Source organism: Massilia haematophila, assembly GCF_042647645.1.
Taxonomy (GTDB): Bacteria; Pseudomonadota; Gammaproteobacteria; order Burkholderiales; family Burkholderiaceae_D; genus Telluria; species Telluria haematophila.
In genome coordinates, this window is record NZ_JBHRVV010000001.1 from 4,292,565 (window position 1) to 4,311,558 (window position 18,994).

Genomic DNA, 18,994 nt, shown 5'->3' on the forward strand with positions numbered 1-18,994 from the left:
TTATTTGCGCAGCTTGGCGAAGGCCGCCGCCATCGCGCCGCCGCTTGGGGCCGGCGCCGAACGTTCCTGGCGCTGGTGCTGGCCGAGACGCCTGGCATCCTGGCGGTCGCCGCGCTGCTCCGGTTTCGAACCGGCGGTCGGCGCGGAGTCCGACAGGCGCATGGTCAGCGCGATGCGCTTCCTCTTCACGTCGACTTCCAGCACTTTCACTTTCACCACCTGCCCGGCCTTGACCACCGTGTGCGGGTCCTTGACGAAGGTGTTCGACAGCGCCGAGATGTGGACCAGGCCGTCCTGGTGCACGCCGATATCGACAAAGGCGCCGAAGGCCGCCACGTTGGTGACCACGCCTTCCAGGATCATGTCCGGACGCAGGTCGGAAATCTCCTCGACGCCTTCCTTGAAGGTGGCGGTCGTGAATTCCGGACGCGGATCGCGGCCCGGCTTTTCCAGCTCCTTCAGGATGTCGGACACGGTCGGCACGCCGAACTTCTCGTCCGCGTACCGGGCCGGGTTCAGGGTCTTGATCAGCGAGCTGTCGCCGATCACCGCCTTCATGTCGCGCTGGATGTCGGCCAGGATTTTTTCCACGACCGGATACGATTCCGGGTGCACCGCCGAGGCGTCGAGCGGATTCTCGCCGCCGATCACGCGCAGGAAACCCGCCGCCTGTTCAAACGTTTTATCGCCCAGGCGCGGCACCTTTTTCAACGCCGCGCGCGAGGCGAAAGCGCCCTGCATGTCGCGGTAGTTGACGATGCTCTGCGCCACGCTGTTCGACAGGCCCGAGACGCGCGCCAGCAGCGGCGCCGAGGCCGTGTTCACGTCGACGCCGACCGCGTTCACGCAATCCTCCACCACGGCGTCGAGCGAGCGCGCCAGCTGGGTCTGCGACACGTCGTGCTGGTACTGGCCGACGCCGATCGACTTCGGATCGATTTTCACGAGTTCCGCCAGCGGATCCTGCAGGCGGCGCGCGATCGACACCGCGCCGCGCAGCGACACGTCCAGTTCCGGCAGTTCGCGCGAGGCGAATTCCGAGGCCGAATAGACCGAGGCGCCCGCTTCCGACACCACGATCTTGGTCAGCTTCAGCTCGGGGCGTTGCTTGATCAGGTCCTGGGCCAGCTTGTCGGTCTCGCGCGAGGCGGTGCCGTTGCCGATCGAGACCAGGGAGACGTTGTGCTTGGCCGCCAGCTGGCCCAGCACGTGCAGCGCGCCGTCCCAATCGTTACGTGGCTGGTGCGGGTAGACGGTGGCGGTATCGACCACCTTGCCGGTGGCGTCGACCACGGCGACCTTCACGCCGGTGCGCAGGCCCGGGTCCAGGCCCATGGTCGCGCGCTGGCCGGCCGGCGCCGCCAGCAGCAAGGACTTCAAGTTGCGCGCAAAGACCTGGATCGCGTCCAGCTCCGCCTTCTCGCGCAGCGCGCCCATCAGTTCCGTCTCGATGTACATGAAGCTTTTCACGCGCCAGGTCCAGCGCGCGGTGTCGAGCAGCCACTTGTCGGCCGGACGGCCCGCACTCTTGATGCCGAAGCGCGCGGCGATGCGCGATTCGCAGGGGTTGTGCGGCGCGTCCCACTTCGGTTTTTCGGGCTCGGTATCCAGGCGCAGGGTGACGTCGAGGATACCTTCGCGGCGGCCGCGCATCAGGGCCAGCGCGCGGTGCGAGGGCACGCTGGCGAGCGGCTCGGAGTAATCGAAATAGTCGGCGAATTTTTCGCCTTCGTCCTGCTTGCCGTCGACCACCTTCGATTCGACCACGCCGTGCTCCTGCACGTATTCGCGCAGCGACTGCAGCAGGGTCGCGTCTTCGGCGAAACGCTCCATCAGGATCTGGCGTGCGCCGTCCAGCGCCGCCTTGGTGTCGGGCACGCCCGGGTTGTTCACGCCGTCGGCATTCGTAAACGCTTCGCGCAGGTATTGCGCGGCGACTTCCTCGGGATTGCGCGACGGGTCGGCCAGCAGGCCGTCGGCCAGCGGCGCCAGGCCGGCTTCGACCGCGATCTGCGCCTTGGTGCGGCGCTTCTGTTTATACGGCAGGTAGAGGTCTTCGAGGCGGGTCTTGTCTTCCGCCAGCGCGATCGCCTGCAGCAGCTCCGGCGTCATCTTGTTCTGCTCGGTGATCGATTCGATGATCGCCGCACGGCGGTCTTCCAGCTCGCGCAGGTAGCGCAGGCGTTCTTCCAGCAGGCGCAATTGGGTGTCGTCGAGGCCGCCGGTGGCTTCCTTGCGGTAGCGCGCGATGAAGGGGACGGTCGCGCCCTCGTCGAGCAGGGCGATGGCGGCGGCAACCTGGGCCGGCTTGGCAACAAGTTCAGTGGCGAGGCGTTGTTCGATGGAGGGCAGCATGGGACAAAAATCCGTGAGTCAGGCGGGCAATGATACGCAAACCCGCCGGATACGCCAGTCTTGACAGTGCAACGCGAACATGCGCAGGCGCGGCCTGGACAGACGATGGATCCGAGCGCGATGCTGATGGACTGTCAACAGTTTTTCACACTTGTACGGTGGTGCGGCAGAGTGTTGGTTTAACGATTCGAAAAATTTCATGCCGTAAAGATTTCTCGGCAACGTGCGATTCCGAACAAAACTGAAGCGTCCGTATGAGAGATAATGGCGTTTGTTGTTCTTTTTTTACAGACTCCAGAGACCCATGCACACAGTTGATTATCCACGCGAACACGCGAGCGACGCCCCGGCGCCGCGCGCGACGCCGGCACGCGCGCCCGCCCTGCCCGCACCGGTGGCGACCTGGCTGCAACGGGTCGAAGCGGCAGCCCATCCGCAACCGAAGCTGACGCTCGAAGCCGCCGATCCGAAGGCGGTCCAGTACAAGTTTGTCTATGTGATGGCCCCGACCAGCGGCGGCCGCCATGTCGCCGTCTGCCTGTGCAAGGCGCGCCTGCGCCCGAACGGCGATGTCGCCGCCGCCAGCCCGGTCAACGAAGTGTTTTCGCTGCTGTCCGCCCCGCCCGCCTACCTCGAGGGCGAGGACGAAGACCTGGTGCGCTTCTTCATCGCGATGCGCAGCGGTTCCTCGCAGAGCACCAGCGCCACCGAGCCGAAGGGTAAAGTGGGCGCGATCCTGCTCGAGATGCTGCTGGAACAGGGCAAGCTGCTGTGGGCGAACTCCTGGCAGGACATGGCGAACGGTCTCGTGTATCCGCTGCAGGCCGGCCCGACCCGCCAGGCGAACCTGGCCTGGCGCGACGAAGGCCGCGCGGCCAAGCTCGGCTGGTCGGTGGAACCGGCGAATGGCGTGAACCACCCGGGCGCCGACCTGATCGACTACATGCTGCCGACCGATCCGCCGTGGTACATCGACAACCTGTCCTGCGGTCCCCTGGAGCTGAACCGTGGCGGCGTGGATATTTCGCTGGCCGAGTTGCAAGCCCTGGTCGCCCAGGCGCCTATCCTCACCGGCAACGACAAGAAACGCGTCTCGCAACTGCTGCTGGCCCATGGCCTGCAAGAATTGATGCCGCTGCCGCAGCCGCTGACCCAGCGCCTGCGCACCGACGTCAAGCCGCAGCCTTTCCTGCTGCTCGATTCGGTAGCGCTGGCCGACACCGGCACCCAGCGCTGGCACGACTTCGCCGTGCTGTCCTTCGACTACGACGGCCAGCGCGTCTCCTTCGATCCGGCCCAGCGCGTGGTGCGCCAGATCGGCGACGTGACCGAGATCATCGAGCGCGATGCCGCTGCCGAAGCGGCGGCCCTGGACAAACTGGGCGAACTCGGCTTCCGCAAGCCCGCCACCACCCCGCTGTCGGGCGTGGCCGGCGCCTTGCAGCTGGAAAGCCAGGCGCATTGGCTGCGCTTCGCCGAGAACGACATCGACGCCCTGCTCGATGCCGGCTGGCACCTGCAGAAGTCGACCAAGTACCGCTACGACGTGGTGCCGGTCGAGGACTGGTATGCCGAGATCGACGAGCCCGAGGAAGCCGGTAAGGCCTGGTTCGAGCTGGAGCTGGGCATCGTGGTCAACCGCAAGCGCGTGCCGCTGCTGCCGGTGCTGGTGCAGCTGATTCGCAACGCGCCGACGGACTTCGATCCGGCCGTGCTGGCCGCCCACGGCGAAACCGACCAGATGCTGGCGACCTTGCCGGAAGGCGTGCGCGTCGCCCTGCCCTGGAACCGCGTGAAACCGATCCTGGCCACGCTCGGCGAACTCTACTTCAACGACAAGATCAAGAACCGCGTGCGCCTGTCGACGCTGGACGCGAGCCGCCTGGAAGAACTGGCGCGCGGCGTCGAGATGCGTTGGTTCGGCGGCGAGCAATTGCGCGAAACCGGCCGCAAGCTGAGCCAGTTCGGCGCCGTGAAGAAGGTGGCGGCGCCGAAAGGCCTGCAGGCGACCCTGCGCGACTACCAGCTCGACGGCCTGTCGTGGATGCAGTTCCTGCGCGAATATGACCTCGGCGGCATCCTGGCCGACGACATGGGTCTCGGTAAGACCGTGCAGACGCTGGCCCACATCCTCACCGAGAAGGAGGCCGGCCGCCTGACCCGTCCGGCGCTGGTGATCGCGCCGACCAGCCTGATGACCAACTGGCAGGAAGAAGCCGCGCGCTTCGCTCCCGACCTGAAAGTGCTGCTCCTGCAGGGCAAGGAACGGATGGACATGTTCGACCAGATCGAGCAAGCCGACCTGGTGCTGACCACCTACGCCCTGCTGCCGCGCGACGAGGAAAAGCTGCGCGAGCACGAGTACCACCTGGTGATCCTGGACGAATCGCACTACATCAAGAACACGCGCTCGAAGGCAGCGCAGACGGCCGGCTCGCTCAACGCGCGCCACCGCCTGTGCCTGACCGGCACGCCGCTGGAAAACCACCTGGGCGAACTGTGGTCGCAGTTCCACTTCCTGCTGCCGGGCCTGCTCGGCGAGGAAAAGACCTTCAATACCCAGTTCCGCCACCCGATCGAGCGCCAGGACGACCCGGTGCGCCGCATGCTGCTGAACCGCCGCATCCGTCCCTTCCTGCTGCGTCGTACCAAGGACAATGTGGCGAAGGAATTGCCGGAGAAGACCGAGGTGGTGCGCCGCATCGAGATCAGCGGCCCGCAGCGCGACCTGTACGAAACCGTGCGCCTGGCGATGGACAAGAAGGTGCGCGAGGAAATCGACCGCAAGGGCGTGGCGCGCAGCCAGATCGTCATTCTCGAGGCCTTGCTGAAGCTGCGCCAGGTCTGCTGCGACCCGCGCCTGGTGAAGTCGATGCCGTCGCGCAAGAACACGGCAGCGGTCTCCGCCAAGCTGACCGACCTGATGCAGATGGTCGAAGACCTGCTGCAGGAAGGCCGCAAGATCCTGGTGTTCTCGCAGTTCACCAGCATGCTCGGCCTGATCGAGGAAGAGCTCGAGGCGCGCGGCATCCGCTACGCCATTCTCACCGGCGAAACGCGCGACCGCTCGGCCCAGGTCGCCGCCTTCCAGCAGGGCGCGGTGCCGATCTTCCTGATCAGCCTGAAGGCCGGCGGCGTCGGCCTGAACCTGACCGCGGCCGACACCGTGATCCACTACGACCCGTGGTGGAACCCGGCGGCCGAGGCCCAGGCCACCGACCGCGCCTGGCGCATCGGGCAGGACAAGCCGGTGTTCGTGTATAAGCTGATTGCGAAAGGCACGCTGGAAGAAAAGATCCAGCAGCTGCAGCAGAAGAAGTCGGAACTGGCGCAATCGATCCTGGCCGAGGGCGAGTCGCAGAAGATGGCGCTGACGCAGGAAGACCTGCAGGCGATCTTTGCGCCGCTGGACGAGCAGTAAGCGGCAACGCAGCTCAACGGAATGCCCGCAACGCTGCGGGCGTTTTCATTTCTGTGACCAGCACCGTGTATCCCGTAGGGTGGGCACTCCGTGCCCACGCGTAAAGTCTGCGTCACGTCTGCTCATCGTTCACGCGTGGGCACGGGGCGCCCACCCTACGTCCATGCAAAATGAATAGGATTCGGCCTTTCCGCCAGTTGATTTAACATTATTCACACATTTTTGCCAAATAGTTAATTTTATCTATTGAACAGCGTAACAACGCTTATCTATACAAAAAGGCGTTCCCGGCGATATACTCGCTGGCTAAGGTGGTTCCGCCACCCTAGCCTGATACCTTATTTTCTGGATGAGACGTGATGCACTGTAGCGCCAGCGTTGACTGTTCCGGCGTAGCCCTCCCGGAATTGGCCGAGCAGTTCCGTGTAATCGCCGAGATCGGCGGGGACATCGCGTTCAGCATCGATTGCGCCAGCGGCGCCCTGCGTTACGTTAGCCCTTCCATTGAACAATTGCTCGGCTATAGTCCCGCCGAGGTAGCCGCCCAGCTGGACCAGCCCGGCAGCGCCCTGGCCGCCCTGTGCGCCGGCATGCCGGAACGGGTACGGCGCCTGCGCGCCGGCGACCGCAGCCGCCTGCGCCTGGTGCGCGAAACCGAGCTGCCCGGTGCGCACGGCTACCTGGTGCCGGTCGAAGTCATTTCCGCCCTGCTCTGCGACGCCGCCGGCGAACCCGTCAACCTGGTCGGCCAGGTGCGCGATTTGTCGCCGCGGCGCCTGCGCGAAGCCGAGCGCAAGCGCTTCGCCAGTATGCTGAATCACGAATTCCGCACGCCGCTGTCCACCATCGACGGCGCCATCCAGCGCCTGGAGGCAACCTGCCAGGACGCCGACGAGCCGACCCGCCAGCGCTACCGCAAGATCGCGCTGGCGACCGACCGCCTGATCGCCATGCTCGACGACTACCTGTCGCCGGAACGCATGGCCGAGATCGGCGGCGAGCGCAAGGCGAGTTCGCTTGCGCCGCGCGTGCTGCTCGACGAAGCGGCGGCCCAGGTGCGTGCCGCCGGGCGCCTCGCCAGCGTCGAGACCGGCGAACTGCCGGCCGCGTTGCGCTGCGAGCCGGACGGCATGCGCCTGGCCCTGAAGATCCTGGTCGACAACGCGATTGCCTTTTCGCCCGCCAACACCGCCCTCGTCCTGCGCGGCCGGCTGGCCGCCAGCGGCATCGAACTGGCGGTGCGCGACCATGGTCCCGGTGTGCCGGACGACGAGCAGGTGCGCATCTTCGACAAGTTCTACCGCGGCCGCAATGCCGCGGGATTGCCGGGCAGTGGCCTGGGGTTGTACATGGCGCGTTCCATCGTCGAGCACCACGGTGGACTGATCAATCTGGTGACGCCCCCCGGCGGCGGCGCGGAGTTCCGCATCTGGCTGCCGGTGGCGGGCGCGGGCAAAGCGCTTGCGCAGCTTGAACCCAGCAGTGATAATCCCCCACACCTTCCGGGAACGGCCCCTGCCGGCACGACAGGCACAAGTAAAACAAAGAACGTGGCCCACCCATGACGCAGATATTGATTGTTGAAGATAACGGCGACTACGCCGGCGACATGGCCGAGTTCCTGCGCGAACTCGACCATGAAGTCACCGTCGCCACCTCCGCCAGCGAAATGTGGGCGGCGCTCACGCGTACCCCGGCCGCCGTGGTGGTGCTGGACCTGGGCTTGCCCGACGAAGACGGTTTCACCGTGATTCCGCGCATGCGCCAGCTGTACCCCGAAATCGGCCTGCTGGTGCTGACCGGACGCGTCGCCTTCGACAACCGCATCCTCGGCCTGCAGCTGGGCGCCGACCATTACCTGACCAAGCCGATCAAGTTCCCCGAACTGGCCGCCCACATCGAGGCCCTGGGCCGGCGCGTGCGTCCGAGCGAACCGGCGCCGCTGCCGAGCAAGTGGACGCTGCGCGTCAGCGCCCGCCAGCTCGAGCTCGGCGGCAAGGTGATCGATCTGACCGAAAAGGAATTCAATTTCCTGCACCTGCTGACCATCAACACCCGCCCGGTGCCGCGCGCGACCATCGTCGCCGGCATGGGAGGAGACGATCCCGATGCCAGCCGCCGCGTCGACATGCTGGTGTACCGTCTGCGCAAGAAGGCGAGGACGGCACTCGGGCAGGATCTGCCGCTGCGCAGCGCGTATGGCGAAGGGTATAGCCTGTCGGCGGGCTTCACGCTGGCCTGACTTTTTCCCCTGGCGGCAACGTAACCGGCTTTGTAGGGTGGGTTCTTGAACCCACGCGGTACCGGCTCCGTTGTCGAAACGCTGTTCTGACCTGCATAGGGTGAGACCGCGTGGGCTCGAGAGCCCACCCTACGAAATCGGGACAGTTGTAGGGTGGACACCTGTGTCCACGCGGTACTACGGTTCCGGTGTCGATAAGCTTTTCTGGCCCGCATACGGCGAGACCGCGTGGGCACAGGTGCCCACCCTACGAAATCGGGACAGAGTCGAAGCGAATTTTTCGACGTGCTTGTAAAATCAGGGACAGAGTAGGGGTGGGGCGTTAAAATACGCCATCCAAACCGCTTGTCTACCCTCCGATGGCCCGCCAACCCCGCCTCATCCTCCCCAAGCAGCCGCACCACATCCTGCAGCGTGCCAACGACCCGCAACTGGTGTTCCGCGACGACGAGGACTACGCCCGTTTCCTCGGCTGGCTGAAGGAGGCGTCCCGGTTCTACAAGGTGGCGATCCACGCCTATGCCTTGCTGCCGACCCACCTGCACCTGCTGGCAACCCCGCCCGATGAGGACAGCCTGGCGGCGATGATGCAAAAGCTCGGCCGTTTCTACGTTCCCTGGTACAACGCAAAATATGGCCGCTCGGGCGGGCTGTTCGAAGGACGCTTCCGCACGGCGGTGGTCGATACCGACAAACATTTTCTGATGTGCAGCCGCTTCATCGAGCTGGCGCCGACGCAGGCGGAGCAGGCGGCCGATCCGAAGGATTACGCCTGGTCGAGCTACGCCCACCACGCCGGCCTGCGTCCCGATCCGGTCATCACCGACCACGCCTTGTTCTGGGAACTGGGCAACACGCCGTTCCAGCGCGAAGCCGCCTATACCGACCTGGTCCAGCAGGGCATCGGCGCCGACGAGCTGGCGCTGATCGCCGCTTCCGTCCAGAAAGGCCAGCCGCTCGGCACCGAAGCCTTCAAGCGCGAGCTGGAACGCAAGACGCAGCGCCGCATCCTGCCGGCCAAGCGCGGCCGCCCCTTCAAGAAGCCGCAAGCCGACGCGGCTTGATCCCTCCGGCGCGGTGCAAGGCCGCGCCTGCCTGGCATGGGCTTCACCTGCCCATACCGGCCTGAGCTGTTCGCAATCTTCTGCCTTTCCGGCCTCATCCATACGAATAAATATCGCCCGGTTAGGGCTTTTGAATGGGGATTGAGTCTGTCCCCAATTAAACCATCGAGCGGTAAGTCATCCATTAATTTGACTCCGACCCTAATTGTTCTGCTTGATGCCTCTGCTGCATTGCACTATTCTCGGCCTTCAACCCCTGAAATAAGCTGTGGAGAGCCCTTCATGATTGCCCAAGGTTTATACGATCCTGCCAATGAACACGATGCCTGCGGTGTCGGTTTCATCGCCCATATCAAGGGCAACAAAAGTCATTCCATCATCGATCAGGGGCTGATGATCCTGAAAAACCTGGATCACCGCGGCGCCGTCGGCGCCGATGCGCTGATGGGCGATGGCGCCGGTATCCTGATCCAGATTCCCGACCAGTACTTCCGCGACGAGATGGCCAAGCAGGGCGTCGAGCTGCCGCCGCCCGGCGAATACGGCGTCGGCATGGTGTTCCTGCCGAAGGAGCACGCCTCGCGCATCGCCTGCGAACAGGAAATCGAGCGCGCCGTGCGCATCGAAGGCCAGGTCGTGCTGGGCTGGCGCAACGTGCCGGTCGACGAGACCATGCCGATGTCGCCGACCGTGAAGGCCAAGGAGCCGGTGATCCGCCAGATCTTCATCGGCCGCGGCCCGGACATCATGGTCACCGATGCGCTCGAGCGTAAGCTGTACGTGATCCGCAAGTCGTCCGGCCACGCGATCCAGGCGTTAAAACTCCTGCACGGCAAGGAATTCTTCGTGCCTTCGATGTCGGCGCGCACCATCGTCTATAAGGGCCTGCTGCTGGCCGACCAGGTCGGCGTCTACTTCAAGGACCTGCAGGACCCGCGCTGCGTCTCGGCCCTGGCCCTGGTGCACCAGCGCTTCTCGACGAATACCTTCCCGGAGTGGCCGCTGGCCCACCCGTACCGCCTGATCGCGCACAACGGCGAGATCAACACCGTCAAGGGCAACTTCAACTGGACCCGCGCGCGCGAAGGCGTGATGAAGTCGGCCGTGCTGGGCGAGGACCTGAACAAGCTGTTCCCGCTGATCTATGAAGGCCAGTCCGACACCGCCTGCTTCGACAACGCGCTCGAGCTGCTGGTAATGGCTGGCTACCCGATCGCCCAAGCCATGATGATGATGATCCCCGAAGCCTGGGAAAACCACAGCGCGATGGACGACAACCGCAAGGCTTTCTACGAATACCACGCGGCAATGATGGAACCCTGGGATGGCCCGGCGGCGATGGCGTTCACCGACGGCCGCCACATCGGCGGCACCCTGGACCGCAACGGCCTGCGCCCGGCGCGCTACGTCGTCACCGAGGACGACCTGGTGGTCATGGCCTCGGAATCGGGCGTGCTGCCGATCCCGGAATCGCGCATCGTCAAGAAATGGCGTCTGCAGCCCGGCAAGATGTTCCTGATCGACCTGGAAGCCGGCCGCATCATCGACGACAAGGAACTGAAGGACACCTACTCGAACGCCAAGCCGTATAAAGCCTGGATCAAGTCGGTGCGCATCAAGCTCAACGAAATCAAGCTGAGCGAATCGCAGCTGGCGCAGAACCGCGTCAAGGACGTCCCGGCCCAGGGCGAAAAGGCGGCGATCACGCTGCTCGACCGCCAGCAAGCCTTCGGTTACACCCAGGAAGACCTGAAATTCCTGATGGCGCCGATGGCGGTATTGGCCGAAGAGGCGACCGGTTCCATGGGCAACGACTCGCCGCTGGCGGTGATGTCGAACAAGCTCAAACCTTTGTACAATTACTTCAAACAATTGTTTGCACAGGTGACGAACCCGCCGATCGACCCGATCCGCGAGAGCATGGTGATGTCGCTGGTCTCCTTTATCGGTCCGAAGCCGAACCTGCTCGACACCAACAACGTCAACCCGCCGATGCGCCTCGAAGTGTCGCAGCCGGTGCTCGGTTTCGACGACATGGCGCGCCTGCGCAACATCAGCCTGCACACCGGCGGCAAGTTCAAGTCGTATGAGCTGAACATCTGCTACCCGGTCGCCTGGGGCAAAGAGGGCATCGAAGCCTCGCTGGCCTCGCTGTGCGCGGAAGCGGTCGACGCCGTGAAATCCGGCCACAACATCCTGGTCGTCTCGGACCGCGCCGTATCAAGCGACATGGTCGCGATCCCGGCGCTGCTGGCCACGTCCACCATCCACCAGCACCTGGTAGGCCGCGGCCTGCGCGCCTCGACCGGCCTGGTGGTCGAAACCGGCTCGGCCCGCGAAACCCACCACTTCGCCCTACTGGCCGGCTATGGCGCCGAAGCCGTGCACCCCTACCTGGCGCTGGAGACCCTGTCCGACCTGGCCCAGCACCTGCCGCACGAAATGGCGCCCGAGACCGCCATGTACAACTACACCAAGGCAATCGGCAAGGGTTTATTAAAAGTGATGTCGAAGATGGGCATCTCGACCTACATGTCCTACTGCGGCGCGCAGATCTTCGAAGCCGTCGGCCTGAACAAGTCGCTGGTCGACAAATACTTCCGCGGCACGTCGTCGACAGTGGAAGGGATCGGCTTATTTGAGGTTGCCGAAGAGGCGCTGCGCCTGCACAACCTGGCCTTCGGCAACGACCCGCTGCTGGCGAATGCGCTCGATACCGGCGGCGAATACGCCTTCCGCGTGCGCGGCGAAGACCACATGTGGACGCCGGACGCGATCGCCAAGCTGCAGCACTCGACCCGCGCCAACAGCTTCAGCACCTACAAAGAATACGCGCAGCTGATCAACGAGCAGACGCGCCGTCACCTGACCCTGCGCGGCCTGTTCGAATTCAAGATCGATCCGAGCAAGGCAATCCCGATCGACGAAGTCGAGCCGGCCAAGGAGATCGTCAAGCGTTTCGCCACCGGCGCCATGTCGCTGGGTTCGATCTCGACCGAGGCGCACGCGACCCTGGCGATCGCCATGAATCGCATCGGCGGCAAGAGCAACACGGGTGAGGGCGGCGAAGATCCGCTGCGCTACATCAACGAATTCAAGGGCATCAAGATCAGCAAGGGCGAGACCCTGGCATCGGTGCTGGGGTCCGACCGCGTGGCGGCCGATATTCCGCTGCAAGAGGGCGATTCGCTGCGTTCGAAGATCAAGCAGGTGGCCTCGGGCCGCTTCGGCGTCACCGCCGAGTACCTGAACGCGGCCGACCAGATCCAGATCAAGATGGCGCAGGGCGCCAAGCCAGGGGAGGGCGGTCAGCTGCCGGGCCACAAGGTGTCTGAGTACATTGCCTCGCTGCGCTTCTCGGTGCCGGGCGTGGGCCTGATTTCTCCGCCGCCGCACCACGACATCTATTCGATCGAAGACCTGGCGCAGCTGATCCACGACCTGAAAAACGCGAATCCGAACGCCTCGATCTCGGTGAAGCTGGTGTCGGAAGTCGGCATCGGCACTGTCGCCGCGGGCGTTTCGAAGGCCAAGGCCGACCACGTGGTCGTTGCCGGCCACGACGGCGGCACCGGCGCTTCGCCGCTGTCCTCGGTCAAGCACGCCGGCACGCCGTGGGAGTTGGGTCTCGCAGAGACCCAACAAACATTGGTCCTGAACGGCCTGCGCAGCCGCATCCGCGTGCAGGCCGACGGCCAGATGAAGACCGGCCGCGACGTCGTGATCGCCGCCATGCTCGGCGCCGACGAAATCGGTTTCGCGACGGCGCCGCTGGTGGTCGAAGGCTGCATCATGATGCGCAAGTGCCACCTAAACACCTGCCCGGTCGGCGTCGCCACGCAAGATCCGGTACTGCGCGCCAAGTTCCAGGGCAAGCCGGAACACGTCGTCAATTACTTCTTCTTCGTTGCCGAAGAAGCGCGTCAATTGATGGCCCAGCTCGGCATCCGCACCTATGACGAGCTGATCGGCCGCTCGGACCTGCTGGATAAATCGAAGGCGATCACGCACTGGAAGGCGCAGGGCCTGGACTTCTCGAACATCTTCTACCAGCCGAAAACCGATGCGCCGCGCAGCCTGTTCCACACCGAAACGCAGGACCACGGCCTGGACCGCGCGCTCGACCACAAGCTGATCGCGCAAGCGCGGCCGGCGCTGGACCGCGGCGAGCGTGTTTCCTTCATCACGCCGGTGAAGAACGTCAACCGCACGGTCGGCGCGATGCTGTCGGGCGAAGTCGCGAAGCGCTACGGTCATGCCGGGCTGCCGGACGACACCATCCACATCCAGCTGCAGGGCACGGCCGGCCAGTCGGCCGCCGCCTTCCTGGCCGCCGGCATCACGATCGACCTGGTGGGCGAGGGCAACGACTACGTCGGCAAGGGCCTGTCGGGCGGCCGCATCATCGTGCGTCCGAACACGGAATTCCGCGGCTGGGCGGTGGACAACATCATCGTCGGCAACACCGTGCTGTACGGCGCGATTGCGGGCGAAGCCTTCTTCAACGGCGTGGCCGGCGAACGTTTTGCGGTCCGTAACTCGGGCGCCGTCGCGGTGGTGGAAGGCCTGGGCGACCACGGCTGCGAATACATGACCGGCGGCACCATCGTGGTGCTGGGCGAAACCGGACGCAACTTCGCGGCGGGCATGTCGGGTGGCGTGGCCTATGTCTACGATCCGAAGGACGAGTTCGCGGGACGCTGCAACACGACCATGGTCAACCTCGAGCGCGTGGTGTCGACGAAAGAGCAGGGCGACGTCTCCGGCTGGCACAGCCAGACCCGGGGCGGCGAGCGCGAATCGGACGAAGTCATCCTGCGCCGCCTGATCGAGCGCCACTTCAAGCACACGGGTTCCACCCGCGCGCGCAACCTGCTCGACGACTGGGCCAACAGCCGCGGCAAGTTCGTGAAGGTCTTCCCGACCGAATACAAGCGCGCGCTGGAAGAGATGCACAACAGCAGCATGGAAGAAGCCAACGACAAGATCGAACTCGCGGCGTAACACCAGCGGATCGCGCATCGTGACCGATGCGCCCCGTCCAACCAGCGCTAGCACAGCCGCGCAGAATACGACGCCGATCTTCGGCACGAATACAAGGAAAAACAGCATGGGCAAAATCACCGGCTTCATGGAATTTCAACGCCAGGAAGAAGACCACCTGGAACCCGCTGCACGCGTCAAGAACTACAAGGAATTCGTCCTCACCCTGAGCGACAGCCAGGCCAAAGTGCAGGGCGCACGCTGCATGGATTGCGGCATTCCCTTCTGTAACACCGGCTGCCCGGTCAACAACCAGATCCCCGACTGGAACGACCTGGTCTACCACGGCAACTACCGCGGCGCGATCGACAACCTGCACTCGACGAATAACTTCCCCGAGGTCACCGGCCGCATCTGCCCGGCGCCCTGCGAAGCCTCGTGCACACTGAACATCAACAACGACCCGGTCGGCATCAAGTCGATCGAGCGCAAGATCGCGGACACGGCCTGGGAACACGGCTGGGTCGTGCCGCAGCCGCCAAGTGTCAAGACCGGCAAGACGGTCGCCGTGGTCGGTTCCGGCCCCGCCGGCCTGGCCGCCGCCCAGCAGCTGGCGCGCGCCGGCCACGACGTGACGGTGTTCGAGAAGAGCGACCGCATCGGCGGCCTGCTGCGCTACGGCATCCCCGACTTCAAGATGGAGAAGGGCCTGATCGACCGCCGCATCGAGCAGATGCAGGCCGAAGGAGTGACCTTCCGCACCGGCGTGCTGATCGGCAAGGACTTCCCGACCACGGTCAGCAACATGGCGCGCGACACCATCTTCCCGGAAGACCTGGCCGCGCAGTTCGACGTCGTCGTCATGGCCGGCGGCGCCGAGCAGCCGCGCGACCTGCCGGTGCCGGGCCGCGACCTGAAGGGTGTGCATTTCGCGATGGATTTCCTGCCCCAGCAAAACCGCGTGAATGCCGGAGATAAAGTAAAGGACCAGATCAAGGCGACGGGCAAGCACGTGGTCGTGATCGGCGGCGGCGACACCGGTTCCGACTGCGTCGGTACCTCGAATCGCCACGGCGCCGTCTCCGTCACCCAGTTCGAACTGATGCCGATGCCGCCTGAGGAAGAGAACAAACCGCTGGTCTGGCCTTACTGGCCGACGAAGTTGCGCACCTCGTCCTCGCACGAAGAGGGCTGCCAGCGCGATTTCGCCGTGGCGACCAAGCGCTTCGAGGGCAAGAACGGCAAGCTGGAAAAACTGGTCGCCTGCCACGTCGAGTGGAAGGACGGCAAGATGAGCGAAGTGCCGGATTCGGAATTCGAGATCAAGGCCGACCTGGTGTTCCTGGCAATGGGCTTTATTTCGCCGGTGCAGCAGGTGCTCGACGCCTTTGGCGTGCAGAAGGATGCGCGCGGCAACGCCCGCTCCACGGTCGAGGGTGAAAGCGCCTACCAGACCTCGGTGCCGAAGGTGTTTGTTGCCGGCGACATGCGCCGCGGCCAGTCGCTGGTCGTGTGGGCGATCCGCGAAGGACGCCAGTGCGCGCGCGCGGTGGACGAGTTCCTGATGGGCGCGTCCTTGCTGCCGCGCTGAAGCGCAGCCGGGTACCGCAGTCCGGTACCATAGTTCGACACAATAAAAGGGCGCACTGCGGGTGCGCCCTTTTATTGTTCTTAGCGACCTACACCAGCTCTTTCGCATGCAACGAAACAGGCGCTGGAAGACCGTACCGGCTGCTCGCGTCAATGCCGTCAATCTGTTCCAGTTGGATAGCTATATTGATTCAGTGCAATAAAGAGAAATGTTGTTGTATATGCATATCCCAAGAAAAACAATTACTTATAACTTTAAATAGCTGACTCACGGGTTATTTGTGTTGTAATCATACGTCGTGGGCCTGGCCGAAATCGAGGTGGCTCAAGCGGCGGTTGCAGTTTCTGCACTACAATACGGGATTCTCTAAAACCGAATAACCCTTTGTGTCTAACCTTGTAGAAATACGCGATCTCGAGTTCGGCTACGGCGATCGAAAGATCCTGTCGAACCTGCGCATGGACTTCCCGCGCGGCAAGCTAATTGCCGTCATGGGCGGGTCCGGTTGCGGCAAGACCACGGTGCTGCGCCTGATTGGCGGACAGATTCGTCCGCAGCGCGGAGAAGTGCGGGTCGGCGGCGAGGTCGTGCATCGATTGAATACCGAAGGCCTGTACCGCCTGCGCCGCCGCATGGGCATGCTGTTCCAGTTCGGCGCCCTGTTCAATGACCTGACCATCTTCGACAACGTCGCCTTCCCGCTGCGCGAGCATACCGACCTGTCCGAAGAGATGATCCGCGACCTGGTCCTGATGAAGCTCAACGCCGTCGGACTGCGCAATGCCTCGAAGCTGAAACCGCGCGAAATCTCGGGCGGCATGGGCCGCCGTGTCGCCGTCGCGCGCGCCATTGCGCTCGATCCGGAACTGATCATGTACGACGAACCCTTCGCCGGCCTCGATCCGATCTCGATGGGCGTCACCGCCAACCTGATCCGCAACCTGAACGACGCCCTCGGCTCGACCTCGATCCTGGTCTCGCACGACGTCAAGGAAACCTTCGCCATTGCCGATTACGTGTACTTCATGTCGGCCGGCAAGATCGTTGCCGAAGGTACGCCGGAAGAACTGCGCGTGTCGACCGATCCTTACGTGAAGCAGTTCGTGAATGCCGAGCCGGATGGCCCCGTGCCCTTCCATTATCCCGGCAAGTCGCTGGCCGAGGACCTGGGCCTGGAGGCGCAGGGATGATCCTGAATTTTCTTGCAAAGACTGGCGCCACCGTGCGCGAGTCGATCGAAAGCCTGGGCTTCGCCACGCGCGCCTTTTTCAACCTGCTGCGTTTTTCGCCGGGCGCCTTCCGTCGTCCGACCCTGATTTCCGAGCAGATCCATTTCATCGGCAATTACTCGCTCGTCATCACGATCGTCTCCGGCCTGTTTGTCGGCCTGGTGCTGGGCCTGCAGTTCTACGTCAACCTGATCCAGTTCGGCGCCGAGGAAAAGCTCGGCTCGCTGACGGCCCTGTCTCTGATCCGCGAACTCGGCCCGGTCGTGACGGCGCTGCTGTTCGCAGGCCGTGCCGGCACCTCGCTGACCGCCGAGATCGGCCTGATGAAGTCCAACGACGAGCTGTCGGCCATGGAAATGATGGCGGTCAATCCGGTGCAGCGCGTGCTGGCGCCCCGTTTCTGGGGCGGCGTGGTCGCCATGCCGGTGCTGGCCGCCGTGTTCTCGGCCGTCGGCATCATGGGCAGCTACCTGGTCGCCGTGAAACTGCTCAGCCTGGATGAAGGCGCGTTCTGGTCGCAAATGCAGGCCGGCGTGGACGTCCAGCGCGACGTGGTCAGCAGCATCATCAAGAGTTTCGTGTTCGGTGTCGCCGTGACGTTTACCGCCTTGTTCCAGGGTTACCACGTGAAGCCGACGCCGGCCGACGTGGCGCGCGCCACCACCCGGACCGTGGTGATCGCGTCGCTGCTGGTGCTGGGACTGGACTTCGTCATGACCGCCCTGATGTTCACTCAATAATATTGTTTGGTTTGGCCGCGCACAGACGGCCTGAATACTGGAAATTACTATGCATCGCAAAATCATCGACATCTGGGTCGGCCTCTTTGTCCTGTTGGGCGCAGCCGCTGTCTTGTTCCTGGCCCTCCAGGCCGGAAACATGAGCTCGCTCTCGTTCAGCGATACGTATGCTGTCACCGGCAAGTTCGACAACATCGGTGGATTGAAACCGCAGGCGCCAGTCAAGAGCGCCGGTGTCGTGGTCGGTCGCGTGGGCGACATTACCTTCGACGATAAGACGTTCCAGGCGAATGTGCGTCTCGACCTGGACCAAAGCTATCACTTCCCGAAAGATTCGTCGCTCAAGATCCTGACCGCAGGTTTGCTGGGCGAGCAATACATTGGCATCGAACCCGGCGGCGACACCAACAACCTCGTCGACGGTGATCGAATCAACCGTACGCAATCGGCAACCGTGCTGGAAGACCTGATCAACCAGTTCATCTACAGCAAGGCTGCCGAAGGAAAGGATGGCAGCGAATAATGAAAAGCAAGAACATGACGACCCTGCCGCGCCTGAGCGGCCTGGCCCTGGCGGTAGCCGCCTGCGCCGTGCTGTCCGGCTGCGCCACGAGCAATCCGCAGGATCCGCTCGAGAAATTCAACCGGGCGAGCTTCGCCTTTAACGACACCATCGACCGTGTCGCCCTGAAGCCGGTCGCCACCGGTTACAAGAAGGTTACGCCGGGCTTCGTGCAGACCGGTGTCGGCAACTTCTTCGGTAACCTGTCGGATGCCTGGAGCGCCGTCAACAACCTGCTGCAAGGCAAGGGCGAAGCCGGCATGACCGATGTTACCCGTGTAGCATTGAACTCGACCTTCGGCATTCTTGGCCTGCTCGACATCGCGTCGGAAGCTGGGTTGCAAAAACACAACGAAGACTTCGGCCAAACCCTCGGTTATTGGGGTGTTCCGTCGGGTCCCTTCTTGATGTTGCCGATTTTCGGCCCATCTACGATACGTGATACGGCTGCGTTGCCGGCTGACCGCTGGGGCGATCCCTGGAAGCGCAAGGATCCGCACAACTGGCGCAACATCGGCAGCGGCATCCGCGTCGTCGACCAGCGCGCTTCCCTGCTCGACGCATCGAACCTGATGGAAGAGGCTGCGCTGGACCGTTACGAATTCCTGCGCGACGGCTACATGCAGCGCCGCCAGAGCCAGGTCTTCGACGGCAACGTGCCGCGCGCCGCGGACGAAACCGACGCGGACGATGCACCGACCACCAACACCCAGGTCGTGCCGGAACCGGTGTCGCCGCCGGCCAACCCGGCGCCCGAAAAACAGTAATTCACTCAGTCAGTTATCGAAGACGCCAGCTGGCGCCCGC

The 18,994-nt window shown here is 63.9% G+C and carries 11 protein-coding genes; 10 read left to right on the plus strand and 1 reads right to left on the minus strand.

Going from position 1 to position 18,994, the window contains the following annotated elements; genetic code table 11:
• The gene (locus ACFOPH_RS19060) at nt 1–2,355 is read right to left on the minus strand and encodes a Tex family protein (protein ID WP_379736950.1); all 2,355 of its coding nucleotides are present in this window, start codon (nt 2,353–2,355) and stop codon (nt 1–3) included.
• Nucleotides 2,356–2,659: 304 nt separating this feature from the next.
• On the opposite strand from ACFOPH_RS19060, the gene ACFOPH_RS19065 reads away from it, so the two are divergent.
• From ACFOPH_RS19065 to ACFOPH_RS19110, 10 genes are all read left to right on the plus strand, one after another.
• The gene (locus ACFOPH_RS19065; RefSeq protein WP_379736951.1) at nt 2,660–5,776 is read left to right on the plus strand and encodes a DEAD/DEAH box helicase; all 3,117 of its coding nucleotides are present in this window, start codon (nt 2,660–2,662) and stop codon (nt 5,774–5,776) included.
• 359 nt (nt 5,777–6,135) lie between these two features.
• Nucleotides 6,136–7,341, plus strand: a complete 1,206-nt coding sequence (locus ACFOPH_RS19070; RefSeq protein WP_312548774.1) for a PAS domain-containing sensor histidine kinase — start codon at nt 6,136–6,138, stop codon at nt 7,339–7,341.
• Nucleotides 7,338–8,018: a response regulator transcription factor gene (locus tag ACFOPH_RS19075; protein WP_312548746.1), complete on the plus strand. Its 681-nt coding sequence runs from the start codon at nt 7,338–7,340 to the stop codon at nt 8,016–8,018. Before ACFOPH_RS19070 ends, ACFOPH_RS19075 begins: the two co-directional genes overlap by 4 nt.
• A 359-nt stretch (nt 8,019–8,377) precedes the next feature.
• A complete protein-coding gene (locus tag ACFOPH_RS19080; protein ID WP_379736952.1) occupies nt 8,378–9,082 on the plus strand; it encodes a transposase in 705 nt (234 codons plus the stop codon).
• A gap of 282 nt (nt 9,083–9,364) precedes the next feature.
• Complete coding sequence (locus ACFOPH_RS19085; protein WP_312548744.1) at nt 9,365–14,086, plus strand: glutamate synthase-related protein; 4,722 nt, start codon at nt 9,365–9,367, stop codon at nt 14,084–14,086.
• Between the two features lie 106 nt (nt 14,087–14,192).
• A complete protein-coding gene (locus tag ACFOPH_RS19090) occupies nt 14,193–15,656 on the plus strand; it encodes a glutamate synthase subunit beta (RefSeq protein WP_379736953.1) in 1,464 nt (487 codons plus the stop codon).
• 386 nt (nt 15,657–16,042) lie between these two features.
• Nucleotides 16,043–16,846, plus strand: a complete 804-nt coding sequence (locus ACFOPH_RS19095) for an ABC transporter ATP-binding protein (RefSeq protein WP_312548742.1) — start codon at nt 16,043–16,045, stop codon at nt 16,844–16,846.
• A complete protein-coding gene (mlaE, locus tag ACFOPH_RS19100; protein ID WP_312548740.1) occupies nt 16,843–17,625 on the plus strand; it encodes a lipid asymmetry maintenance ABC transporter permease subunit MlaE in 783 nt (260 codons plus the stop codon). Before ACFOPH_RS19095 ends, mlaE begins: the two co-directional genes overlap by 4 nt.
• Nucleotides 17,626–17,674: 49 nt before the next feature.
• On the plus strand, nt 17,675–18,148 hold the full coding sequence (gene mlaD / locus ACFOPH_RS19105) for an outer membrane lipid asymmetry maintenance protein MlaD (RefSeq protein ID WP_312548737.1): 474 nt from the start codon (nt 17,675–17,677) through the stop codon (nt 18,146–18,148).
• Nucleotides 18,148–18,954 (plus strand): MlaA family lipoprotein, encoded by an 807-nt coding sequence (locus ACFOPH_RS19110; protein ID WP_379736954.1) that lies wholly within the window; start codon nt 18,148–18,150, stop codon nt 18,952–18,954. The genes mlaD and ACFOPH_RS19110 overlap by 1 nt, the downstream gene beginning before the upstream one ends.
• The last annotated feature ends 40 nt before the right edge of the window (nt 18,955–18,994 follow it).